Below are 23,288 nucleotides of genomic sequence, written 5' to 3' on the forward strand. Positions count from 1 at the left end.
GAAACCAACGTCAAAAATGTAACCACCTGTTTGAAAAAAAATAAAAAAACCTTCTGTAAAGAAGGTTTTGTATAAGTAAATGCTTTAAAATCAATTTTTTAGCTTTAGAATAAAAATCTTGAAAAGATCGCTCTTCCCGAAATTTTGATGATAGGTATGCTTTGGATCATCTATTATTTTCCTCATTCTGACCTCGGCCTCCTCAAGCTGACCCGTGGAGAGGTAAGCTTTGACCAAGTAATAGTCCACCTGGTCTGCAAATTCCAGAGATTGATTTTGTTGATTGGTCTGTTCGATAGCCAGAAAAGCTTCTTCGGCTGCAGCAAACTGATTCAATTGCAAGTGCGCCATTCCCACGAGAAATGATGCCTCTATGGATGGAGCATCCAGTTGAGAACCCAAGTCAATCACTTTTTGAAATTCTTTTTCAGCAAAAGCTTCCTGAAGTTCTGTTTGCAGATTTTCGGAGGATCTCATCACCGGTATCCTGTAATCTACCTGACCGGAAGTGATACTTTCTGGGGAAACTGAAAAGAGTAAATACCCTGCCATGGCCACTAGCACAAAAGCCATGGAGGCAGCAATTCTTTTGCTCCATAAGAAAAAGTCGGCTGATCCACTATTCAGAGGTTTTACTTTTTTGTCCTCAGTTCTGTTTAGCAGAAATTCCGCCTGCGACTGTTGGATCATTTCCTTCCATCCGGCCATATCTATGGCTTCTCTACTGATTTTTAGTGCTTCCAATTCAGAACGGAGTGCGAGATCTGTTTTGATATCCTCCTCCAGTTTCTTGGCCTTATCCGCTGGAAGCTCGCCGTATAGAAAGGCTTCCAATTCTTCCAAAGTATAGTTCTCATTCATGACGCAAGGCTTTTAAGAGGTTTTGGGATAGGGTTTCGGATGATTTTACCTGTTCGGTCAGAGATTGTAGGCATTTGTATTTTTTATTTCTGAGCACTTGTTCGGAACTGAAATCCAGCCGTTCACAGATTTCTTTCATGGGCAATTCTTCAAAGTAAAAGAGGGTCAGCACCTGCTTACACTTTTCACCAAGCTTTTCGAAAAGTCCCATTACAAATTTCAGATTCTCGTTACGGCTGATTTGCTCAGTGATGCCGAGGTCAATCTGATCTTTCTCTCCTTCATATCGCTCATGTCTTGCCAGGGTACTTTTTCTTCTTCTTAATTCGGTGATCCAGACATTTTTGCAAATGCTGTAAAGGAAGGATTTGATGGAGGATTCACCTCTGAACTTTTCTTCTCTGACCATTTTTACAAATACGAGCATCACTTCTTGGATCCAATCTGCCGCGTCATCTTCTGAGCCTGAGTTTTGCAGGATGTAATGCTCAAGCATCCCATAGTGCTGACTGTACAGTTGACTGATGGCCTGATTCGGGTTGGTTTTGGACTTGATTTGGTTCAAAATCTCCTGATCAGTTAGGTTTCGGCTAAGCTTCATCTGCTTCCTCGGTTCTTTGTCGTAGTTGCTGTTCAAAATGTAACCTCAATATCAGAAAATTTACCATGCCTTTCCAAAATGAGGTTTTCTTGGTCAGATAAGCCGTAAGGCTTACCTTTAGTTTAGTTTTTCCGAGATTTATGAAAATCACCAAAGACCTTTACCAAAGCTCACTGGCTTTATTGACTGATTTCTATCAACTTACCATGGCTTATGGCTATTGGAAGTCCGGAAAGGCGGATCAGGAGGCAGTGTTCAATCTTTTTTTCAGAAAGCACCCCTTTCAGGGCGGATTCACCATGGCTGCGGGTCTCGAATACCTCATTGATTTTTGCCAAAATTTCACCTTCAAAAAAGAAGATCTGGCATACCTGGGCGAAATGAAACAAAAGGATGGAAGTCCCATGTTTGAGCCTGAATTTTTGAGGTACTTGGGCAAGATGAAGTTTACCTGCGACATCGATGCTGTCGAGGAGGGGACCGTGGTATTTCCTAACACCCCACTGGTGAGAGTGAGGGGGCCTTTGCTTCAGTGCCAGCTTTTGGAAACTCCACTTTTGAACATCATCAATTTTCAAACGCTCATCGCTACCAAAGCAGCCCGAATCAATCTGGCCACTTTGGGTGAACCCATCATGGAGTTTGGATTGAGGAGGGCCCAGGGAATTGACGGTGCCCTTGCTGCGTCTAGAGCAGCCTATATCGGGGGCTGTACTTCTACCAGTAATGTCCTGGCAGGAAAGCTATTTGGCATCCCTGTTTCAGGAACCCATGCTCACAGTTGGATCATGTCTTTCGAGACCGAATTGGAGGCTTTTGAAGCTTATGCAGAAGCTTTTCCGGATAACTGCATCTTTTTGGTGGATACCTATGACACGCTTAACGGAGTGAAAAACGCCATCAAAGTGGGGCAGATTCTCAGAAGCAAGGGAAAAGAATTGCTAGGAGTAAGAATCGATTCGGGCGACTTGGCCTATTTCAGCAATAAGGCTCGGGAAATGTTGGATGAGGCCGGTTTTCCCAATGCAAAAATTGTCGGTTCCAACGATCTGGACGAGCATATCATCAGCTCCCTTAAATCTCAGGAAGCTTCCATCAACGTATGGGGAGTGGGGACTAAGCTGGTTACAGCTTTTGACCAACCGGCCTTGGGTGCAGTGTATAAGCTTTCTGCCATCCAATCCGAGTCAGGAACCTGGGAACCCAAAATCAAACTTTCTCAGCAATCCATCAAAATCAATATCCCCGGTATTCATAATGTGAAGCGGTATTATTCCAATGGAAAGGCAGTGGCAGATATGATTTATTTGGAGGATCAAGTCATCGATCCTAAAAGTGCCATGATTATTGATCCCACTGACCCGACGCATCGAAAGCGCCTGATGCCGATTTTTTACAAAGAGGAAATTCTTCTCAAACCTATTTTCAAAAAAGGAGAGTTAATCTATTCACTGCCGACTCTGGATCAGATCAGGGATCGGGGGATCAAGCAACTCGAGGCTTTTGACAAAACCCACAAGCGATTGATCAACCCTCATATTTATCCGGTAGGATTGGAAGAACACTTGCACCATTTGAGGATGGATTTGGTTTTGAAAGCAAAAGAATTGGACAATGGAGTGGAAAAAAGCTAATTCGGCACTGATCATCGTGGATGTTCAGAATGATTTTATTCCCGGTGGTGCCCTGGCGGTAAGCGAAGGAGATAGGGTAGTACCGGTCATCAATGCGATCCAGGAAAAATTCGATCACATTGTCGCTACCCAGGATTTTCACCCTGCCGATCATGGAAGTTTTGCGGCCAATCATCCTGGAAAAGTGCCTGGGGAATGGATTGATTTGGCGGGATTGAATCAGATTTTATGGCCGATCCATTGTGTACAGGGGACAAGCGGCGCTGATTTTCACGCTGATTTGCATCGTGAAAACTGGGAAGCGATTTTCCAAAAGGGGAAAAATCCAGAGGTGGATTCTTACTCAGGCTTTTTTGACAATGCCAGACGTGGAGATACAGGATTGGGCGATTACTTAAAATCAAAAGGAATCGAGCGGGTGTTTGTCTGCGGTTTAGCCTTGGATTATTGTGTGAAATTTACAGCCATGGACGCCAAAAGTTTGGGTTTTGAGACTTATTTGATCACAGATGCTACCCGTGCCGTCAACCTGAAGCCCGAAGATGGGAATCAAGCCATCCAGGAAATGAACCAAGCAGGAATTCATAGTATAACCAGTAAAGATCTTTAAGCATGTTTCAATACGATCCGGAGAAACACTACCCCAAAGAGACCGAAAGCCGAGTGGTCATCCGCTTTCAGGATTGCGATCCACTTCGCCATCTTAACAATGCGAAGTATTTCGATTACTTCTTCAACGCCCGTGAAGATCAGGTTCCCAAACTGTATGGCTTGGAAATCATCGATCTGATTCGAGTTTACAAGGCGGCATGGGTAGTATATAATCACAACATCAGTTATGTAAAGCCTGCCATGGTAGGAGAGTGGGTTCGTATCATGAGCCGAATTCTTTGGTACAATCACAACACCATCCTGGTAGAATACTTCATGACCGATGATTCCAAAACTCAGTTAAAAACAGTTCTTTGGTCTACCATGCGCTATGTGACTCTAGCCGAAGGCAAGTCCACGGATCACTCCGGAGCGGTTCAGGACTTTCTAAAGGCCACTTCGTTGGATTTGGATTTGGCCACTTTGGATATTCGTCAGCGTGTAAAGCAGCTGAAAGAAGAGCTGGAAAAGTAAGATTTGGTTTGGAAAGCAAGACCTTTCAGGTTTTTGAAAATCGGACAGGTCTTTTTCTTAATCTATACGCTATTCGGCCAGTAGACGAATATTCTTTGATTTGGGGCTGGGAGACCGTAAACAGAAGACCCAAGAAGTCCAAGAATTGGCATTTACTAGTTCATTTGAACTTATAACTTGGCCACTGGCAAATTTCTCTATATCCAAATTTCTTTAAATCCCAATCAAAGCCACCAAAATTGGATTCCTATTTTTTCTCAAATCCATAATCCCGTTCGACCAAAGCAATCCGGGTTTTATAAGCGGAATACCATTTTTCTTTCCCATACTTCTGCGCGAGGAGGTGCTCGGTATTGGCTTTCCAGTTTTTGATGGATTCCAGGCTTTCCCAATAGGAAATGGTTATTCCCAAGCCATTTCTTACACTTTCGTGTCCCAGATAGCCAGGCTGCTGCTCGGCAAGTCTTACCATTTCTTCTGCCATTTCACCATAGCCTTCGTCCACTTCAGTTCTGAGATTGGAAAAAATCACCGCATAGTATGGCGGTTCTGGGGTGTTCGCGATCATTTTTTGTCGAGATAAGGATAGTATTCCATGTAGTTGGCAGTGAGCGTAGCCAATTCCTTTCCAAAAGTGAGTTCGGTCAGATGCAACGCCAAGTCGATCCCAGCAGAAATTCCCGCCGCAGTCCAGATTTTCAGATCACTTTGCACAAACCGAAGTTCGGGTTGAGGTATTCCGGAGGGTTCGATTTCCTGCATGCTTTCAAAAACCTCGTGGTGTGTACAATAGGGTTTATGAGCCAAAAACCCTGTTTTTCCAAGAATTCTTGAACCCGAGCATACACTCATGGTCCAGTCGGATTGCTTGATTTTGGAGGTTAGTCTTTCCAAAAGGAGTGGGTTTTGGATGACTTTCTTGGTGCCATCTCCGCCGGGAATTACCATAAAATCAACCTCCCCCGCCTGATCCAAACTAAAGTCAGGAATCACTTGAAGCCCGTTTTTTGTCCGAATTGGGGAAGATGTTGCTCCAAAAGTGGACACCTTAAGCAGTTGATAGTCGGACAACTGAGAGGCCACCGAGAAGACCTCAAATGGTCCTGCAAAGTCCAATACTTCTACTTCTTCAAAAAGAAAGATGTCTACATGCTTCATGATTGATCAATTTGGAGTTTAAAGTTAGTTTTTCTGGACAGACTCTCTTACTGTGAAAAATAAGTCCTTGATTTTTAAATCAAAATCAGAAAACAAAAGGAGGGAAATAAGGAAGGCCTGAAAATTGCAAATATGTGTGCCGTCAAAACTCATCCAACTATGAAAAAATTACGATTTCCAAATTCAACAGGCGTTTTAAGCCTATTGGTTTCATCCGCATTGCTGTTTAGCTCCTGTGAGCGAGAGATGGAATTGGTACAGACCATCGATGAAGACTTTTCCGGAATCCAACGAATCGATATTGAATCCGGATTTCTCGAGGTGAACTATGAAGCTAAAACGGGTCAGACTCTCGTTTCCTTGGATGGTATATTAGAATCTTCCAAATCAGGTGCTTACCAAATCGACTATTCTGTGACCGGGAATACCCTTCTGATCAAATTGGATAAAAAAAGCCGCTTCAGTGGAGGAAATCACCGAGGTACTATCAACATCAGCGGACCTAGAAATCTTGATTTGAATGTTAATTCAGGATCAGGCAAAACCCAGGTTTTCGGGATCGAATTCCCCAATCTCGATATCACTTCCGGTTCTGGAGGTATTCTGGTTACTAATGTAAAAGCACCATCTATTCAGCTTAAGGCAGGCTCGGGTACTGTTGAGGGGTATAATTTGGTGGGAAATGTCGATATCGAAGTTTCTTCGGGCCGAGTGGAAATTGATCAAATGGCCGGTAATTTGAAAATTTTTGCCTCCAGTGGGAATGTTGGGGTGAAAAGATTAACCGGAAAGCTGAATGCAGAGCTAAGTTCAGGTAATCTGGAAATGGCAAATGTCACCGAAATCGAATCGCTAAAAGTAAGTTCAGGGAATATTACGGGAACAGTCGTAGGACTTGGACCAAAAACCAATCTGGTAAGTTCTTCCGGTAAAATTTCGATTCAGACCTTTTCTAATCTACGAGCTTTCAACTTTGATTTTCAGGCAGGAAGTGGAAGAATTGTGGTGGGACAAAGTTCGTCCACTGGATCCATTCAGATCAACAATGGCGCTCCACATACCGTCAGAGGATCAGTATCTAGCGGAAGCATAGAGATAAGAAACTAAAATTCTGATTATACGCTATTCTGCCAGTCGACGAATTTTACTCTGATTTTGGGCCGGAAGAAAGATGACCAAAGACCGAAGATGCCAAAAACTTTGCGTTAACTTGGTCTTCTGGCCTTTAAGATATGTTACTGGCAAAGTTCCGAATATGCATTACTAAATTCGATCAAATCAAAATTCCCGGTAGCGATATCGGGAATTTTATTTTAATTCTCTAGTTAATTCGCTATTTTCCCAAATGAAAATTAGGATTGTTTGGCTTTTACTTTTCGTTCCCCTTTTCATTTTCTCCTGTAATCTTGACCAGGTCAGAGATCAGCAAGTGTATCTGGAAGTGGATTACCTAACCTATTTGGAAATCAACCCCGGGGGATTGGAAGTGAGAATCATTGGAGATCAGTCTCTGAACGGGACAGTGATCGAATCCATGATCAGTAGAGATAATGAATTCAGTCCTTTGCTACGAGTAAACAGGCAGTTTGGACGAATCGTACTTGATTTGGATAATATCAGAAACAATGTCAATCCCACCTCGGGCTATATCGAGATCAGAAGCTCGGAAAATTTTGAGTGGAAAGTTGTGGGAGGCAGCAATAAGATTTCTATTCTAAACTTGGATGCAAAGCGAATTCAGGTAGAGCAAAAATCCGGTGAGATTGCCTTGGAGAATATCAAGGCTGAAGAACTTTTGATCAGGCAGGATGCAGGGATCTTTACTGGAAGCAAGCTGGAAAGCGCAAATTTTTTCCTCAATCTGCTGGGTGGTTCCGGAACGATTCAAAATTGCATAGGCACTACAGGAGTATTTACAGAGGGAGGAAGAATCACTGTTCAGAATGTCGGCACCATGAGTTTGGCAGCTGCCAACAGTCCCGGAGGATTGGTTTCCCTTCAAAATGTGGAACTACTAAGAGCCGCTTCTGCAGGAAGGGGAGAGGTAAGAGGAGAAAATGTGGGTTTGGCAAATAGGGTGGAGTTGAATGCTGCGGGAGGAAAAGTAGACCTAAGTACTTCTACTGATATTTCCGGATATGGCTACCTTTTCAATTTAAGTCCAGGTTCCGTAAGCATTGGGGAGAAGACTTTCAATTCATCCGTTTCTGATTTTACGGATGGGCAACCTTTACTTTTCGGGAGCATTTACAGCGGTTCAGTTTCGGTGAAAAGCTCATTTTAAATCAGTGATTTTGTTTTTTGATTGAAGCTGGAATTACAGCATTGATGAAGAAGTGGCTGTTTTATTGAATTTTTGTTAAAAGAGATAAAAGTCACTTATGGAATCAAAAAAATACTTTTATATTTCGAAGTTTTTCTCGGCAAATGGTTTCCATTCTTAATCTGATCACCCTCTTCTTAAAGCTCTCCTTGGTCATCCAAGGTCAGGCTGGTGTTGTATCGGATTTTGTAGGTTCGGAAGATACTCTTCATTGTGCCAATAAGACTAGTCATGAAGAAGTGCTTTATGCAGATTCGGACTGGTTTTCTGGAAATGTTACCCTAACGCGTAAACTTGAAAAAGAGGAGCGGGTAGAAGTAGAAGGTGAAGTTTCTTTTGGGGTTTCATGTTCATGTTCTCCCGGATTCTTAGAATTAGGGTCCGGCTTGGCGGGGCACCCTGCTTATGGAAACAAGGCTATTCGAGGAAGTCTACCTCCATTGTATGATTTTTACCATTCTTGGAAAATCCATCTGAGTTGATTTTTTGCCTATAAGGCAATGATTGATCGGCATTTCGCTGATGTTTTTGGCTTTTTGGCCAATTCAAAATCACTCACTCAGAATTCATCAAATGAAACATCACTCAGAGCGTCAGGCTTTTGGAGTGGAGGAGATCGTGCATGAACTTAAGCATTTTCTTCCTGCTCAAGCCCCGCTCAAGGACTTTGTCCATCACAATACCCTGCATGCTTTTCAGCACTTGCCCTTTTTCCAGGCACTGAAGCAGGCCAATTCCCAATTTGGATACAAGGGATATTTGGCACTTGAAGAATACCGTCAACTTTACAGAGATGGTAAAATCAAGGGCGAAATTCTTCAGCATGTCCTGGAGGAGCATTTCGGATCTCAAGCCAATCATTGGCTGGTGAAGATGCTCGATCAGGCCACAGAAAATACCCTTTCTCCTAAAATCGGTCAGTTTCGAGCCCATTGGAGAAATGATTACCACTTCAATCTCGACAAAATCACCCATCCTTTTCTGTTCCGTTTGCTTTCTGCCTATTTGGATCAGGGGATTTCCATTTGGTCATTTCCTGCTGACTCCAAGGGCTTTCTGGAGGCCGTTCGGTTCATTCAGCAAGAGAGTTTTTCTTCTTTGCTGAGGACAGAAAGGGCCAGGGGACTTTTGGCTAAAAAAGACCTAACCCTGGAAGAGCTTCTGGATATCCTTGTCGGAAGGCCGGAGGCTTATGGTTGGTACCTGTTTGATCAGCAATTTGCCCATCCAGGCTGGTCTGGAATGGTGTCTGTCTTGGAATCACAGCCGGGTTCTCTTCTAGATTCCAAGGTCATCTGTCTGAAAGATGTCATCATGTTTGAATGTCTCCTAGAGATCGATGCTTTGGATCAGAAATTTGGAGAATCCTGGAGCCCTCTGGGAGTCCGAGTTCCTTACCATACCAAAGAACTCTTTGAAACTGCCCTATTTGATGAACTAGATCTGGTACTTCAGTGCTGGCAGGAAGCCTTTGAATGGAGCTATTATGATGAGGTTTTGGCAGGAATCTCAGCGGTCAATCCTCCGGTAGCTACTCCTGAAGTGCCAAGTTTTCAGGCCTTGTTTTGCATCGATGACCGGGAGTGTAGTACTCGTCGGCATTTGGAGTTTATCGATCCCAATTGTGCTACCTATGGTACTCCCGGCTTCTTCAATGTGGAATTTTACTTCCAGCCTGAGTTTGGAAAGTTTCATACCAAATCCTGTCCCGCACCGGTCACGCCCAAATACCTGATCAAAGAAAAAGCAGATCATAAAAAGCTGGCCAAGGATGCACATTTTCATCAGAACAGTCACTCGCTCTTAAGAGGCTGGCTAAGCGCACAAACCTTGGGTTTCTGGTCGGCCCTGAAGCTGGTGGGCAATGTCCTTCGTCCCAGTTCTTCTGCTTTGGAAGTGTCCAGTTTCAAGCACATGGATCCAAAAGGAACTCTGACCATCGAGTACCAAGGACTGGAGGAAGCTGGACTGCAGGTAGGTTTTAAAATAGAAGAAATGGCTGATCGTGTGGAGGGTTTGCTCCGAAGCATCGGTCTCTTGGAAAAATTTTCTCCTTTGGTTTATTTGATCGGTCATGGGGCTTCCAGTATCAATAATACCCACTATGCCGGCTATGACTGCGGAGCTTGCTGTGGTCGACCTGGTTCAGTCAATGCGCGAGTGGCTGCACATATGGGCAATCACCCGGAGGTCAGAAAAGTGCTGGAGTCTAGAGGAATCGTCATTCCGGAAACGACCCAATTTTTGGGAGGATTGCATGATACCACCAAGGATGAGATCGAATTCTATGATGTAGAGGTGTTAAGCCCTGAAAACCTTCGACTTCACCAAGAGAACCAATATAAATTCAGCAAAACTCTGGATATCAACTCATTGGAAAGGTCTAGGAGATTTGACACCCTCAAGAAAAACAGACCGCTTTCAGGTTTGCACGAAGCGGTGAAAAAACGTGCTTTTTCGCTATTTGAGCCCAGACCGGAGTACAACCATGCGACCAATGCGCTTTGCATTGTTTCCCGCAAATCCACCATCAAAGGCCTGTTTTTCGATCGTCGTGCTTTCCTGAATTCCTACGATTACCGCAAGGATCCCCAAGGAAAAGCACTTGCCAAAATCCTGGGAGCCGCTGCACCTGTCTGTGGAGGGATCAATCTGGAATATTACTTCTCCCGAATGGATCCTGACAAACTAGGAGCAGGTACCAAACTTCCCCACAATGTGATGGGGCTCATCGGCGTGGCCAATGGTGCAGACGGGGACCTAAGAACCGGTCTTCCTTACCAAATGGTCGAAATACATGATCCCATTCGTCTGATGATGATTGTGGAGCAGCATCCTGAGTTGGTGCTGGAGGTCTTGCAATCCAATCCGGCCACTTACGAGTGGGTGAAGAATCATTGGGTGCATTTCGTGGTGATCGATCCGGTCAGTCGGGAATTTTTGCGATTCAAGGATGAGGGCTTTGTTCCTTATTCCCCCAAAGCCAAGACCGAGCACTTGGATCATCTTCAGGATAAACTCTTGAGTACGAAAGAAAATCTTCCCGTTTTCGTAATCGACTCACTCTGATGGAATTGGCAATTTGGATTCAGTTCATGATAGGGATACCTCTCATGGGCTTTTTGATCAGCTTGATTATTCCGGAGCGAGAAGAAAAGCTGCTTTCCCGAGTGGCTTTTTACACTGCGGGCATCAACTTGGGCAGTGTGCTGGTCTTCTTGGTCTTTTGGGCTGGGATAGGTTTTCAAGCGCTCAATCTCAAGGAATTTGTCCTGTTCAAAACCGATCATTTCGAGTTTTTGGTGGACTTTTTCTTTGATCGGGTAGGGGCTGTATATGTGGTAGTCGGAGCGGTTTTGACCTTCCTGATTACCTTTTACAGCCGCTATTATTTGCACAGGGAAAGTGGTTACAAGCGCTTTTTCAATACAGTTCTCTTTTTCTACTTGGGCTTCAATATCACCGTTTTGGCGGGAAATTTTGAAACGCTCTTTGTAGGATGGGAAATATTGGGATTGTCATCTTTCCTGTTGGTGGCCTTTTACCGGCAAAATCTGCTCCCTACCCGGAATTCGATCAAAGTCTTTTCGATCTATCGAATCGGGGATGTGGGCTTGATCTTGGCGATGTGGGCCAGTCATCACCTCTGGCATGAAAACATCACCTTTCTCAAGCTGAGCAACGCAGAGTTGGTCTCTGAGCATTTGGCAGGGCATACAGGAATCGGAATGTTTATCGCCCTGATGCTTTTGCTCGCTGCAGCTGCCAAGTCGGCGCAGTTTCCGTTCTCCTCTTGGCTTCCCAGAGCGATGGAAGGTCCGACTCCCTCTTCGGCGATTTTCTATGGCTCGCTTTCCGTGCACTTGGGTGTATTCTTGCTCTTAAGGACTTTTCCTTTCTGGGAAAACCAACTCACCGTCCGGATCCTAATCGGCATGATGGGATTGATGACGGCCATCGTGTCCACGATGATCGCTAGGGTACAGACCTCGGTGAAAACCCAAATCGGTTACGCTTCTCTTACCCAGATCGGGATCATGTTTATCGAGGTAGCAGCAGGATTGGAAGTGCTGGCTCTGATTCATTTTATGGGGAATGCCTTCCTTCGAACGTATCAGCTGTTGGTTTCGCCTTCTGTAGTCGCTTACCTGATTCGGGAGCAGTTTTATGGCTTTGAGCCAAAGGCAAGAAAGACAGAAAGCAGCTGGATGAATCGCCTAAGGATTTCCTTTTATGTGTGGAGTCTGAAAGAATGGAATCTGGACCGGGTGATCAATAAAGTGGTTTTCAATCCGCTGAAGAAACTTGGGCATAAGCTGGATTTTCTCAGTTACCGAACCGTGTTATTCTATTTCATACCCAGCTATTTGTTGGGATTCTATTTATTGGTGACGGGGTACCAACTTCCAACAAGAGTTCAGGAAATTTTGCCAACTGTCTTTGCCTTCATAGCCCTTCTGATGGTGCTGAAGTCGTTTACGGAGCGAAGATCTGCCCGCTTGGCGTGGACGATGCTGCTGATGAATCACTTCTGGATGGTCTTGGCCATAGCCGAAAATGAGAATTTCTCCGGTCTCGAGATCGGCACTTACCTCAGCGGAGTGGTGGTGTTTGGCCTTTCTGGACTGTTGATCATTTCCTGGATGAAAAGTCACCTCGGTCAGTCCGGTCTTTTTGAGTACCAGGGATATGTCAAAAGCTATCCAGTATTGGCCGTCCTGTTCCTTCTGAGTGTGTTGGGATTAATGGGGTTTCCGATCTCGCCGACCTTCATTGGGGTGGATTTGCTCTTCAGCCACATTCACGAAGATCAGGTTTTGTTGGCTTTGTTTGCTGCCTTGGCTTTCGTCATGGAGGGAATAGCAGCTGTCCGGATTTTTGCCAGGCTCTTTTTGGGCGCCAAACCCAAATTAGACGGTAAAAATCAGTCAGGACTTCCTGAAACTTCTTCCTCTTTGCTTTCTGTAAAAAGTTCCTCCTTTCAACCCTAATTAGATCTGATGGGCACCCTGTGCCCTAAAAATATTCATCCAATGAAAACAATTTCAAAAATCCAGTTGCCCAAAGACGGTTGGGCCGGCCTAAAAGAAAACTTCTCTGCTGATGCTACGGCAGGCTTTGTGGTGTTTTTGCTTGCCATGCCTCTGAGTTTGGGTATAGCCAAGGCATCTGATTTTCCACCTATCATGGGCTTGATCACTGCCATCATAGGCGGTATGGTCGTGAGTTTGTTTTCCGGTTCCAAGTTGACGATCAAAGGACCTGCGGCAGGTCTGATTGTGGTAGTAGCAGGTTCGGTTGCAGACTTTGGCGGTGGAGAAATCGGCTGGAAGCTAGCCCTTGGTGCCATGGTGGTGGCAGGGATAGTTCAGATCGGTTTTGGTTTTCTCAAACTGGGCAAACTGGCGGATATCTTTCCCCTTTCTGCCATTCACGGCATGCTTGCGGCAATCGGGATCATCATCATTGTCAAGCAGATCCCTGTGCTTTTGGATGTCAATCCGGAAATGTACCGGGGAATGAGCATCGTTTCCATGATTACGTCTATCCCCACGTTTTTTGCCAATTTTGATCCCCGCGCGACCCTTATCGGGGTCTACAGCTTGGCGATTATGATGGGGTGGCCTTACCTGAAGGATTTCAAACTCGGTAAAATCCCGGCTCCCTTGATGGTCCTGATCGTGGCTATTCCTTCCGAATTGGCCATGGACTTTGCACATACGGAGCCTCCATATGCCTTGCTTCATATTGGCAGTCTGACCGATAATCTGAATTTCAATGCGGATTTCTCCGGAATTTCTCTACCGGCTGTATTCATCAAATATGTGATCATGTTTGCCTTGGTGGGGTCCTTGGAATCTCTGCTTACAGTCAAAGCCATTGACCTCGCGGATCCTTTTCGCAGGAAATCCGACAACAATAAAGATCTGATCGCAGTGGGTATCGGAAATACACTGAGTGCTTTCTTGGGTGGCTTGCCGATGATCTCCGAAGTGGCCCGTAGCTCGGCCAATGTCAACCAAGGTGCCAAAACCCGTTGGGCTAACTTTTTCCACGGGTTCTTCATCTTGGTTTTCGTGTTGGTCGCTACTCCAGTGATCGAAATGATTCCAAATGCTGCCCTTGCTGCGATGCTGATCACGGTAGGGATCAAGCTGGCGCATCCCAAGGAGTTTGTCAATACCTTCAAAATCGGTAAAGATCAGTTGGCTATTTTCCTGGTCACTATAGTCTTTACTCTGGTGGAGGACTTGCTGATCGGTATCGCTGCCGGTATTTTACTCAAAGTGATTTTGCACCTGATCAATGGAGCTTCGTTGAAAACGCTGTTTAAAGCGCCGGTTTTGGTATCATCCAATGGAAATGACTACCTAATCGAAATCGAACAAGCGGCGGTGTTTTCCAATTTTCTGACGATCAAAAAGAAACTGGAAGAAATCCCTGCAGGATTTAACCTCACTATTGATCTTAAAAACACCAAACTGGTAGATCACTCGGTCATGGAAAATCTCCACCGATTCCAGCATGAGTACGAAGAGCACGGAGGTTATGTGAAGATCGTCGGGCTGGATAATCACAAGCCGGTATCGGATCACCATTTGGCTGCCAGAAAGCTGGTACAGAGCTAATCCAATTTACAACTACCTGTTAGACTAAACCTAGGGTGCCATAAGTGTGGTACCCTGGAGTTTTATTTCCCTAACCATGAAAAAAGTAGTATTAATATTGCTCATGGCCTTCCTTCTCTTTTTTGCCATCATCCTGTCGGTCTATGGCCAAGGAGCTAAGGAAGTCAAGCTGTTTCTCAATGATTCACAGACGCATTGGGTCAAAGGAACAGGACTCGGTCAAATCTGGGTCAGGTACACGGATTTGAATCCGGGATCGACCATCTATGGCACTCCAAAAGACCAAGTATTTGATGTCGGACTTCGTAGGGTTCGCTACCAAATCATGGGACAACTTACCGATCAGGTATTTGTCTATACCCAGTTTGGGATCAATAGTTTCGGTTCGCTTTCGGGAAGAAAACCTAGTATGTTTCTTCATGATGTAACTGCTGAATATGCAGTGGTCAAGTCCAAACTCAGCTTAGGCGCAGGATTGCATGGTTGGAATGGTACCGTAAGGTATTCTTCCTCCTCGGTAGGTTCGATTCTTGGCTTGGATTTGCCTTACATCGAGGAGTCTACCAATGATGTGACGGACCAGTTTGTCCGCAAACTCGGAATCTTTGCCAAAGGCCAACTGGGAGGCTTGGATTATCGGGTTTCGGTCTCCAATCCTTTTCCGATCCAGACTGCTCTGAATCCGGTACCTACATTGCCGGAGAATGTGACCAACATTGCTTATTACAGCACATCAGCCCCGGCGATGAACTACCAAGGCTATTTCTTCTGGCAGTTTCGGGACAAAGAAGCCAATCAGATTCCCTACATGACTGGTACCTATTTGGGAAAAAAGAATGTCCTGAATATCGGGGCTGGATTTTCTACTCAGGATCATGCGGTTGAATACCGGGAAACCACAGGAAGTCAGGTGCGACAAAAGGCTTCCCGACAGCTTGGCTTGGATGTATTCTATGATGCGCCCATTAATCAGGAAATGGGAACTGCCCTGACCGCCTATGTAGCCCTGATTGAATATGACTTTGGTCCCAATTACCTAAGAAATGCCGGAGCCATGAACCCAGCCAATGGAGTCAATGGGCAAGGCACCTTTAATGGACCGGGCAACAATATCCCGCTGATAGGGACCGGGCAAGTGTATTATACCCAAGTGGGATACCTGATGAAAAAAGACCTCTTAGGCAAATTGGGCACCCTTCAGCCTTATGGGCAATTCACGGTCTCGGATTATCAACGAGTAGAAACACCCATCACTACCTACGATATCGGTATCAATTGGCTTCAAGCGGGACATCGGTCAAAGCTTTCCTTGGATTATCAAAGTCGCCCCATCTTAGCCAAAGGACAAGGAGAGCGGCTGATCAAGAATGAAGCAGATCCAAGAAAGGGAATGCTTGTCATGCAATACCAATTTTCCTTTTGATTGAGGTTTTCTTAGTGTTAATGATAACCCCGGAGGATTCCTTCGGGGGTATTTAAAGGGGAGAAAAAGGATGAAAATGGGAGGAAAGATTGGCTCGCTTTTGAAATTCCCTTTAGTAAAAATCGCTCCAATGGGTTGGGTGAAAGGCCAGCCGCTCAAATAGGTTTTAAATCCTCCAGCTAAAGCTGGAGGCAATTTGGAATTTGGCAAAATCCACGCTTGAATAGGAATGTGGCTTTAGCCCATTCAAAAAAAGAATCCCAAATGCCTCGGGGCTTTAGCCCAGAGCTAACCTCTAACCTCAAAAAATAGCTTCATGCTTGTCTGAAAAGCAGGGATAGTCTCCCTAAGGATGTGGATGCTATTATTCAGAAATTGCCTTCTGCTTTCTAAAAAAAATGTAAATGAATTTTGATTTGCTGATTACAAAAATACCATTTGATGGTACCAAATAATAATCCGAATCTCTTCAGTTTTCTTTTAAGCCAATCTTAAGGCGGGACTAAGGAAAATTGAAGGGATCCGGATCCAAATTTACTTATCACCCTAATTACTAAAATCATGGAAGAAAAAATGAACCGGATGGAGTTTCTCAAATCCTTGGGTTTGAGAGGTGCATCCCTATTTGCCGTGTATTGCGCAGCCTCTGGATTAAGCAGCTGTGTCAACGAGAGTATGGATCCTACTTTGCCTCCTCCTTCCTCAGGAGGAACAAACCCTCCAGCGAACACCAATGAGCTGGTTCTTGACCTGACGAGTTCGACCTATTCCAAATTGAATACTGTGGGGAATTATGTGATCGTAAACAGTATTGTGGTCGCCAGAGTATCCAACACGGCTTTTGCAGCAGTGACTCAAGTATGCTCTCATGAAGGGAAAAAGAAAGTGTATTACCGGACCAACGAATTCTACTGTCCTGAACATGGAGCAAGGTTTGATACATCCGGAAAAGGACTGAATGCCAATGGTTCGAAAGGATTGAAAACTTACCGAACTGAACTCAAAGGAACTAGCCTTACCCTTTTCTTATAATCATGAACTCTAACCTTCATTTGAGGTGTCTGGCATTACTTGTGGCATTCGTAATGGGAATGATTGGATTACCCGAAGCAAAAGCCCAGGATGATTTGCTAAAAATGCTGGAAGAGGAGCAATCCAAAGAGCCCACCTACACCATAGCTACCTTTAAAGCTTCCCGATTGATCAACGGACAGACAATTGAAACAGTCTCCAAAAATCACCTCAACTTCTGGATTTCCCACCGTTTTGGGGCAGTCAATAGTGGCTTCATTGCCAATTTCTTTGGCTTGGATGAAGCCAAAATCCGACTGGGTTTGGAGTATGGTCTAACAGACAATTGGCTCATCGGAGCGGGGAGGAGTTCGCTGGAAAAGACCTATGACCTTTACACCAAGTACAAGGTACTGAGGCAATCCAACAGGTTTCCGGTCACAGTCACCGGCTTGGCAGGATGGGGGATCAATACGATGGAGACAGGATATGTCATGGAGTCCAGAGCCGAAATGCGCTTCAATGACAATCTGGAGCGCTATTCCTACTGGGGCCAGGCTTTGATTGCCAGGAAATTCAATGAGAAGCTTTCCCTACAAGTCATGCCTACTTTCCTGCATTACAACAAGGTCGAGGATCCTTCCATCCCCAATGACCTATGGGCTCTCGGGTTTGGCGGTAGGTACAAGCTGACCAAACGTTTTACCCTTTCCGGAGAGTATTACCACGCCTTCTCGGATCCCGATGGTTATCAGGCAAGTACTGGCAAAGCCTATCCTTACCACGATGCAATTTCCATCGGGGTAGATATCGAGACAGGCGGGCACGTCTTTCAACTTCACTTTACCAACTCTCGAGGAATGATTGAAAAGCATTTCATCGGGCAAACGGTCGGTTCTTGGGAGGACGGAGACATTTACTACGGATTCAATATTGCACGGACATTCAGCTTTGACAAAGGCGGAAAACACAAAGACTAATGAAAAGCATCCTAACTCTATCCGCCTTACTCTTCTTCCTTCATGTGGGAGAAGCAGGAGCACAGACGCTTTATGGTACCTCTTCCGGGGAGGTTTCTTTCTTTTCGGACACTCCCTTGGAGACCATAGAGGCAGTGAATAAGAAAAGTGGGGCCATTATCAATACCACTTCCCAAGAAATCGCAGTCCAGATGAAGATCACTGATTTCGTGTTTCCCAACAAACTCATGCAGGAGCATTTTAATGAGAACTACATGGAAAGCGAAAAGTACCCGACTGCCAGTTTCAAAGGCAAGATCAAGGAGCAGGTAGATCTCAGCAAAGCGGGAACTTATCCCGTAACGGCTGAGGGTAGCCTGTCCATCCATGGTGTCACCAAACCGGTGACTGTAAAGGGAACGATCATTTCTAGCGGAAATGACCTCAAATTGGATTTCAAATTCCAGGTCAAGCCGGAGGAATACAAGATCGAAGTGCCCTCGCTTGTCATTACCAAGATTGCCGAGTTGATCGATGTGTCCGGAAAGATGACTTTGGTCAAGAAGTAAAGATGGATTGGGTTGATTTTGAATAAAAGGGAAAGCTTTTAACTTCCCTTTTTTTATGATAAGCCATCAGATACTTAGATCTCAAAATCATGAACCTGAAAACTATCCAGACTGAAATCGACGCATCTTTCCTGTATGGAATTTTGGCTGATCATGAAGAGGACAAAAATGTCGCAGCCGTCTTTCGTGAGATGAGTGAAATCGAGCAGGGCCATGCCCTGGCTTTTGCCAAAAAATTCAATCTGGACCCAGGGAATCTTCCCAAGCCGTCGGGAAGAGCGAAAACCTTGGCCTTGATCGGAAGAATCCTAGGATACGATTATGTCTTGGGCGTGTTGTTGGATACAGAAAAGAGCATCTCCACTGCCATCGCAGGAGCCCGTCATAGGACAAAATCTTCTTCTTCCATCTCGGACACGGCCCATGTCACCATTCTCAAAAACATCCTGAATAGCTCCAAAAAGGTCTCAGGCTCTAATCTGGCCAGATTCGAAAAGCGTCACCGTTCTGTAGGAGGCAATGCCCTGCGTGCTGCAGTGCTTGGAGGCAATGATGGCTTAGTTTCCAACTTCAGCTTGGTCATGGGGATAGCAGGGGCCACAAGTGGTCAGGATGAAGTGCTTTTGACCGGACTCGCGGGACTTTTGGCAGGAGCCTTGTCCATGGCCTTGGGCGAATGGATTTCCGTCAGGAGTTCCCAGGAGCTCTACGAAAACCAAATGAACCTCGAAATGGAAGAATTGGAAGCCAGTCCGGCAGGAGAGGAGAAGGAACTGGCGTTGATTTACCTATCGAAAGGAATTCCGGAGGCCCAAGCCGCACAAATGGCCAAGGAAGTAATTGAAAACAAGGGGCATGCCCATGAAATCCTGGTCAAGGAAGAACTCGGCATCAACAGCGAAGACCTCAAAGGCTCAGCCATGGAGGCAGCCATCACTTCATTTATCCTCTTTGCGATAGGAGCCATTATACCGGTGATACCCTTCTTCTTTTTGGGAGGATTGAAAGCGGTATTGTTCAGCGCCTTGCTTAGTGCCATCGGGCTTTTTGGCATTGGTTCGGCTATCACCTTATTTACAGGCAAATCGGTTTGGTATTCCGGTTTTCGTCAGGTTTTGTTTGGACTAATGGCTGCGGCTATCACCTTCGGGATAGGGAAATGGATTGGGGTGTCGATAGCAGGGTAAATCGAAAAAATGAAATAATGGGTAATTTCAGGTAATATTTTTAGGATTTGATTTGATTCAGGATTTTAAGATTCTTGGGGAAGCACCTCGGGATTTGAAATGACTAGAAATCGGCTGGAATTTTTTGATGCGCCGGGAATTTATTGTTTTTCTTCGACTCGATAGATCGGGACTAATTCTTGGTACCATTCCTCTAAGCGTCCATTGATGAAGACAAATTTGTACAATTCATTTTCATAAGGATAATTTCGATAGGAAAGAACTTCAATCAGTTCCCCGGCTTCCATGCGTTTTTCGGCTATGGTAAAGTTTCTACCCAAATTACGGATCAATTCTTCCTTGGATATCCCAAGTTCGAGACGATTCATATTTCTGTTATTGAATCCAGGAAAAATGCCGAGCGAGCAAGACGAGACTAAAAGGGCTATAAAAAGGAAAAGGTAAATGCGTCTCATCTTTAGTTTTTAATTCTAGAGACGGAAGCTTGGGTTAGAGGTTTTGTGAAGTAGATTAAATAGTAGTAAGCGACTTATATTCAGTAGACAAAAATTAAGTTGGTTGGTGAAACAGCAAAGGAGAGTTTTTGGTATTTCCAAAACAGGGGTCTATTATTTTACCTGATTTTTATTTGTCCCTAGAAATTTGATCGAAATAACAATTCCCCGAAGCGGGTTGAACTTTTTTTCCTATCGGCCATGCCTACGGCATTTTCCAATCCAAATCTAGCCATCTAATCCAGCCAATGAATTGGCTGGCAAAAGGATCGGTCATGCCTACGGCATTAATTAATAATCGGTTTTACCGTATTTCTTCACTTTAAAGTCCCATAGGGACGACTGATTGTCTTGCCAGCCGTTTTAACGGCTGGAAAAAATTGCTTACAGCTATTTCTAGAGTCCCGTATGGACGGTCGATCTTTTTGAAAAAATCTAATAACTATCCTTTATTAGAATTTTTCTCTATTTGCCCACCAACTTCCCCTGCATCCCGGCCTATGGCTAAAATGACCCGTTTAGGGTCATTTTTATTTCGCTTTATTCTGCTTTTGTATTTTCTGGAATTTTTAATTCCGTTTCCAAAAAGTTCAATCCTCTCGAAATCGCAGCGCTAATCGGGACTGTCGCTTCAGGTTAGCTTGTCCGGTAGGCATGGTCCAACCTTTATTATCGGCCATGCCTACGGCATTTTCCAATCCAAATCTAGCCATCTATTCCAGCCAATGAATTGGCTGGCAAAAGGATCGGTCATGCCTCCGGAATTAATTAATAATCGGTTTTACCGTATTTCTTCACTTTAAAGTCCCATAGGGACGACTGATTGTCTTGCCAGCCGTTTTAACGGCTGGAAAAAAAGGATAAAACCTATTTTGTGAGTCCCATCGGGACGGGGCATATTTTCTTCCAGTAGCGATTACTTTTTGAATTGTGCCTACTGATGATTTTTATTTACCAAATGCCTATTTCCGATCGAGTAGCATTTTCAAAGCCTTGATGGTCTCCTGTTGGGATTTGATCGTATTTTGTTGGGCCTCAATTATTTTCTCCTCTAGGAGTAGAATCATGGCTGGGACTAGGTGTAGTCCCCCCTGTCTAGGAGTAGAATCATAGTTGGGACTAGGTGTAGTCCCGACAACTGTACAGGAGCCTATACACCTTTATATAACTACAAATTTGCGATTTGCTTATGATTCAAGATTAAATCAAAGTGAACCAATTTCATTCCGATAATTATCGGGATGGTAAGGATAGGAGGGTAGGACAAGGGGTTAAGAAATCTTCCCTTAGGAAGATTTTAACCTTGGGCCAGTATGCAGGGAGGGTAAACTTCACCCAGCACCCAATTGAACTTAGGCGATGCCTAGAAGATACTACGCCTAGATGGGGGTGTTTTTCGAAAACCGATAAATAAAACCTACTTTAGCTCCAAATACATTAAAACCTTCATAAACTGTTCCACCACCCAAGTTGATACGATTTATGTGAAAATAATTTCCCGTGAGCAATACAGATGTCTTTTTACTTATCATATAATTTATCCCAAGTTTTGTCTGATAAGCTAAGGCATTGCCGATGCCGCCTGGCTCAGTCCTGCTCCCAACCACACGATTCCCATTGCTATATACTATATCATAATCGTAAAGCATGTCAGTGGAGTTAATTCTTGCCAATCCAAGGCCTGCTCCAATGAACGGAACCCAGCGTGACTTGGTAGGTATATCATAATACAAATTAGCTAGGACAGAATGTTTATTTAATTTTCCAGTAATTTCAGTTGTTCCGTTGAAAGTTATTTCTCCTCCAGAATAAAATACTGTACCACTTGAGATTTCTGAGTTAGCTGATTTAGCCTTGTAAAGGTAGGTCAATTCTACGCGTAGATTTTTCTCAAAGTTGTATCCTAAACCTGCCTCTATTGAGCCAGCCCCGGACACTCGCTTTTCTGAAACTCTTTCATAGGTAATGGGGCCCAAGGTTGGGCTCACAGTCTCATCCTTACGATTATTTGTAATTGGAGACTCCCAGGAATCTCCAACACTAGCAGTTAAGTAAAATCCTTTAATGGGTTTAAAGTTTAGTGCTTGATCGTTTTCAATTTTTGGCTTTACGGTTGGTATGGGGTTTATTTGACCGAAGGCTGTTGCCGAAATCAAAAACAGAGGAAATAAATATTTTTTCATCGAGGATTGTTTTTGAAACTATTGCTCAAATATAGCATAGACCCGAATAATCTGACTCCCGTCTAGGAGTAGAATCATGGTAGGGACTAGGTGTAGTCCCGACAACTGTACGGGAGCATCTACACCTTTATATAACTACAAATTTGTAATTTGCTTAGGATTCAAGATAAAATCAAAGTGAACCAATTTCATCCCGGTAATTATCGGGATGGAAAGAATATGAGGGTAGGACAAGGTATTAAGAGATCTTCCCTTTGGAAGATTTTAACCTTGGGCCAGCATGCAGGGCGGGTAAACTTCACCCAGAACCCAATTGAACTTCAGAGATGCCTAGAAGATACTACGCCTAGAGGGGTTCAACCCTTACAGGGTTGCCAAAACCAAAAAACAATGTTCTTTTTTTCCTAGGTTTCACCTAGGGCTATTCAAAAGTTTGACCACTACGTGGTCATCATTCCAAATCATCTAAAATTAGTTTTCCGACCCCTGATAGAGCCTGTCCCGATGACTGAAAGGATATCGGGAGGGTCAAACCTCTGAATAGCAGTGGGTTGGTGGGTGAGCGAAGTCGAACCCCCAACCCGTGGAAATAACGATCAATTTGTAATGGTTTTCCCGACCCTGTAAGGGTCGAACTTTTTTATTTCCATGTCGTCCATGCCTACGGCATTTTCCAATCCAAATTTAACCATCTAATCCAGCCAATGAATTGGCTGGCAAAAGAATCGGTCATGCCTACGGCATTAATTAATAATCGGTTTTACCGTATTTCTTCACTTTAAAGTCCCATAGGGACGACTGATTGTCTTGCCAGCCGTTTTAACGGCTGGAAAAAATTGCTGACAGCTATTTCTAGAGTCCCGTAGGGACGGTCGATCTTTTTGAAAAAATCTAATAACTATCCTTTATTAGATTTTTTCTCTATTTGCCCACCAACTTCCCCTGCATCCCGGACCAAGGCTAAAATGACCCGTTTAGGGTCATTTTTATTTCGCCTTATCCTGGTTTTGTATTTTCTGGAATTTTTAATTCCTTTTACCCTTGACCGTTCGATCCTTCATCCCTTAGGGATGATATATTGGTAGCACTAAATTCTCAGCGTCCTCCGCTCGACCTCCATAGGGGTCGTAT

The 23,288-nt window shown here is 44.4% G+C and carries 21 protein-coding genes; 14 read left to right on the forward strand and 7 right to left on the reverse strand.

Annotated elements, in window-relative coordinates:
• Positions 1–90 precede the first annotated feature (90 nt).
• Together DDT91_RS00290 and DDT91_RS00295 are read right to left on the reverse strand one after the other, a co-directional pair.
• Entirely contained in the window at positions 91–861 is a 771-nt protein-coding gene (locus tag DDT91_RS00290) for an anti-sigma factor (protein ID WP_187174119.1), read from the reverse strand.
• Complete coding sequence (locus DDT91_RS00295) at positions 854–1,462, reverse strand: RNA polymerase sigma factor (RefSeq protein WP_187174120.1); 609 nt, start codon at positions 1,460–1,462, stop codon at positions 854–856. Before DDT91_RS00295 ends, DDT91_RS00290 begins: the two co-directional genes overlap by 8 nt.
• A 140-nt stretch (positions 1,463–1,602) precedes the next feature.
• On the opposite strand from DDT91_RS00295, the gene DDT91_RS00300 reads away from it, so the two are divergent.
• From DDT91_RS00300 to DDT91_RS00310, 3 genes are read left to right on the forward strand one after another with little or no spacing between them, the layout of a single operon-like run.
• The gene (locus DDT91_RS00300) at positions 1,603–3,096 is read left to right on the forward strand and encodes a nicotinate phosphoribosyltransferase (RefSeq protein WP_187174121.1); all 1,494 of its coding nucleotides are present in this window, start codon (positions 1,603–1,605) and stop codon (positions 3,094–3,096) included.
• Positions 3,077–3,706 (forward strand): bifunctional nicotinamidase/pyrazinamidase, encoded by a 630-nt coding sequence (gene pncA / locus DDT91_RS00305; protein ID WP_187174122.1) that lies wholly within the window; start codon positions 3,077–3,079, stop codon positions 3,704–3,706. The genes DDT91_RS00300 and pncA overlap by 20 nt, the downstream gene beginning before the upstream one ends.
• Before the next feature lie 2 nt (positions 3,707–3,708).
• Complete coding sequence (locus DDT91_RS00310; protein WP_187174123.1) at positions 3,709–4,221, forward strand: thioesterase family protein; 513 nt, start codon at positions 3,709–3,711, stop codon at positions 4,219–4,221.
• A 247-nt stretch (positions 4,222–4,468) separates the two neighbouring features.
• Here the strand turns inward: DDT91_RS00310 and DDT91_RS00315 are convergent, their stop codons facing one another.
• Entirely contained in the window at positions 4,469–4,789 is a 321-nt protein-coding gene (locus DDT91_RS00315) for an antibiotic biosynthesis monooxygenase (RefSeq protein WP_187174124.1), read from the reverse strand.
• The gene (locus tag DDT91_RS00320) at positions 4,786–5,379 is read right to left on the reverse strand and encodes a DJ-1/PfpI family protein (RefSeq protein ID WP_187174125.1); all 594 of its coding nucleotides are present in this window, start codon (positions 5,377–5,379) and stop codon (positions 4,786–4,788) included. Before DDT91_RS00320 ends, DDT91_RS00315 begins: the two co-directional genes overlap by 4 nt.
• Positions 5,380–5,538: 159 nt before the next feature.
• On the opposite strand from DDT91_RS00320, the gene DDT91_RS00325 reads away from it, so the two are divergent.
• From DDT91_RS00325 to DDT91_RS00375, 11 genes are all read left to right on the forward strand, one after another.
• Positions 5,539–6,486 (forward strand): DUF4097 family beta strand repeat-containing protein, encoded by a 948-nt coding sequence (locus DDT91_RS00325; RefSeq protein WP_187174126.1) that lies wholly within the window; start codon positions 5,539–5,541, stop codon positions 6,484–6,486.
• 238 nt (positions 6,487–6,724) lie between these two features.
• Positions 6,725–7,663, forward strand: coding sequence for a DUF4097 family beta strand repeat-containing protein (locus DDT91_RS00330; protein ID WP_187174127.1), 939 nt, complete (start codon positions 6,725–6,727; stop codon positions 7,661–7,663).
• 143 nt (positions 7,664–7,806) lie between these two features.
• Positions 7,807–8,184, forward strand: a complete 378-nt coding sequence (locus DDT91_RS00335; protein ID WP_187174128.1) for a hypothetical protein — start codon at positions 7,807–7,809, stop codon at positions 8,182–8,184.
• A gap of 91 nt (positions 8,185–8,275) precedes the next feature.
• Positions 8,276–10,771 (forward strand): YbcC family protein, encoded by a 2,496-nt coding sequence (locus tag DDT91_RS00340; protein ID WP_187174129.1) that lies wholly within the window; start codon positions 8,276–8,278, stop codon positions 10,769–10,771.
• Positions 10,771–12,693 carry a proton-conducting transporter membrane subunit gene (locus DDT91_RS00345; protein WP_187174130.1) on the forward strand — a complete coding sequence of 641 codons (1,923 nt, stop codon included), beginning with the start codon at positions 10,771–10,773 and terminating at the stop codon, positions 12,691–12,693. Before DDT91_RS00340 ends, DDT91_RS00345 begins: the two co-directional genes overlap by 1 nt.
• Before the next feature lie 42 nt (positions 12,694–12,735).
• Positions 12,736–14,331, forward strand: coding sequence for a SulP family inorganic anion transporter (locus DDT91_RS00350; protein ID WP_187174131.1), 1,596 nt, complete (start codon positions 12,736–12,738; stop codon positions 14,329–14,331).
• Positions 14,332–14,407: 76 nt separating this feature from the next.
• Positions 14,408–15,754, forward strand: a complete 1,347-nt coding sequence (locus tag DDT91_RS00355) for a hypothetical protein (protein WP_187174132.1) — start codon at positions 14,408–14,410, stop codon at positions 15,752–15,754.
• 561 nt (positions 15,755–16,315) lie between these two features.
• Positions 16,316–16,786 (forward strand): Rieske 2Fe-2S domain-containing protein, encoded by a 471-nt coding sequence (locus DDT91_RS00360; protein WP_255501980.1) that lies wholly within the window; start codon positions 16,316–16,318, stop codon positions 16,784–16,786.
• Between the two features lie 2 nt (positions 16,787–16,788).
• Complete coding sequence (locus tag DDT91_RS00365) at positions 16,789–17,745, forward strand: DUF5777 family beta-barrel protein (protein ID WP_222718566.1); 957 nt, start codon at positions 16,789–16,791, stop codon at positions 17,743–17,745.
• Positions 17,745–18,293, forward strand: coding sequence for a YceI family protein (locus DDT91_RS00370; protein WP_187174133.1), 549 nt, complete (start codon positions 17,745–17,747; stop codon positions 18,291–18,293). The genes DDT91_RS00365 and DDT91_RS00370 overlap by 1 nt, the downstream gene beginning before the upstream one ends.
• 89 nt (positions 18,294–18,382) lie before the next feature.
• The gene (locus DDT91_RS00375; RefSeq protein ID WP_187174134.1) at positions 18,383–19,480 is read left to right on the forward strand and encodes a VIT1/CCC1 transporter family protein; all 1,098 of its coding nucleotides are present in this window, start codon (positions 18,383–18,385) and stop codon (positions 19,478–19,480) included.
• 140 nt (positions 19,481–19,620) lie between these two features.
• Here the strand turns inward: DDT91_RS00375 and DDT91_RS00380 are convergent, their stop codons facing one another.
• The 3 genes from DDT91_RS00380 to DDT91_RS00385 all read right to left on the reverse strand — a co-directional run bounded on the left by DDT91_RS00380 (position 19,621) and on the right by DDT91_RS00385 (position 22,157).
• On the reverse strand, positions 19,621–19,848 hold the full coding sequence (locus tag DDT91_RS00380) for a hypothetical protein (protein ID WP_187174135.1): 228 nt from the start codon (positions 19,846–19,848) through the stop codon (positions 19,621–19,623).
• A 716-nt stretch (positions 19,849–20,564) separates the two neighbouring features.
• Positions 20,565–20,687, reverse strand: coding sequence for a hypothetical protein (locus tag DDT91_RS20540; protein WP_255501981.1), 123 nt, complete (start codon positions 20,685–20,687; stop codon positions 20,565–20,567).
• A gap of 666 nt (positions 20,688–21,353) precedes the next feature.
• Positions 21,354–22,157, reverse strand: a complete 804-nt coding sequence (locus DDT91_RS00385) for an outer membrane protein (RefSeq protein ID WP_187174136.1) — start codon at positions 22,155–22,157, stop codon at positions 21,354–21,356.
• Positions 22,158–23,288: the final 1,131 nt, after the last annotated feature.

Source organism: Algoriphagus sp. AK58 (genome assembly GCF_014324365.1).
Classification (GTDB): domain Bacteria; phylum Bacteroidota; class Bacteroidia; order Cytophagales; family Cyclobacteriaceae; genus Algoriphagus.

Coding starts and splice junctions, on each gene's coding strand:
- DDT91_RS00290 (WP_187174119.1), bottom strand. CDS start 861: ATGAATGAGAACTATACTTTGGAAGAATTGGAAGCCTTTCTATACGGC.
- DDT91_RS00295 (WP_187174120.1), bottom strand. CDS start 1,462: ATGAAGCTTAGCCGAAACCTAACTGATCAGGAGATTTTGAACCAAATC.
- DDT91_RS00300 (WP_187174121.1), top strand. CDS start 1,603: ATGAAAATCACCAAAGACCTTTACCAAAGCTCACTGGCTTTATTGACT.
- pncA (WP_187174122.1), top strand. CDS start 3,077: ATGGAGTGGAAAAAAGCTAATTCGGCACTGATCATCGTGGATGTTCAG.
- DDT91_RS00310 (WP_187174123.1), top strand. CDS start 3,709: ATGTTTCAATACGATCCGGAGAAACACTACCCCAAAGAGACCGAAAGC.
- DDT91_RS00315 (WP_187174124.1), bottom strand. CDS start 4,789: ATGATCGCGAACACCCCAGAACCGCCATACTATGCGGTGATTTTTTCC.
- DDT91_RS00320 (WP_187174125.1), bottom strand. CDS start 5,379: ATGAAGCATGTAGACATCTTTCTTTTTGAAGAAGTAGAAGTATTGGAC.
- DDT91_RS00325 (WP_187174126.1), top strand. CDS start 5,539: ATGAAAAAATTACGATTTCCAAATTCAACAGGCGTTTTAAGCCTATTG.
- DDT91_RS00330 (WP_187174127.1), top strand. CDS start 6,725: ATGAAAATTAGGATTGTTTGGCTTTTACTTTTCGTTCCCCTTTTCATT.
- DDT91_RS00335 (WP_187174128.1), top strand. CDS start 7,807: ATGGTTTCCATTCTTAATCTGATCACCCTCTTCTTAAAGCTCTCCTTG.
- DDT91_RS00340 (WP_187174129.1), top strand. CDS start 8,276: ATGAAACATCACTCAGAGCGTCAGGCTTTTGGAGTGGAGGAGATCGTG.
- DDT91_RS00345 (WP_187174130.1), top strand. CDS start 10,771: ATGGAATTGGCAATTTGGATTCAGTTCATGATAGGGATACCTCTCATG.
- DDT91_RS00350 (WP_187174131.1), top strand. CDS start 12,736: ATGAAAACAATTTCAAAAATCCAGTTGCCCAAAGACGGTTGGGCCGGC.
- DDT91_RS00355 (WP_187174132.1), top strand. CDS start 14,408: ATGAAAAAAGTAGTATTAATATTGCTCATGGCCTTCCTTCTCTTTTTT.
- DDT91_RS00360 (WP_255501980.1), top strand. CDS start 16,316: ATGGAAGAAAAAATGAACCGGATGGAGTTTCTCAAATCCTTGGGTTTG.
- DDT91_RS00365 (WP_222718566.1), top strand. CDS start 16,789: ATGAACTCTAACCTTCATTTGAGGTGTCTGGCATTACTTGTGGCATTC.
- DDT91_RS00370 (WP_187174133.1), top strand. CDS start 17,745: ATGAAAAGCATCCTAACTCTATCCGCCTTACTCTTCTTCCTTCATGTG.
- DDT91_RS00375 (WP_187174134.1), top strand. CDS start 18,383: ATGAACCTGAAAACTATCCAGACTGAAATCGACGCATCTTTCCTGTAT.
- DDT91_RS00380 (WP_187174135.1), bottom strand. CDS start 19,848: ATGAATCGTCTCGAACTTGGGATATCCAAGGAAGAATTGATCCGTAAT.
- DDT91_RS20540 (WP_255501981.1), bottom strand. CDS start 20,687: ATGGCTAGATTTGGATTGGAAAATGCCGTAGGCATGGCCGATAATAAA.
- DDT91_RS00385 (WP_187174136.1), bottom strand. CDS start 22,157: ATGAAAAAATATTTATTTCCTCTGTTTTTGATTTCGGCAACAGCCTTC.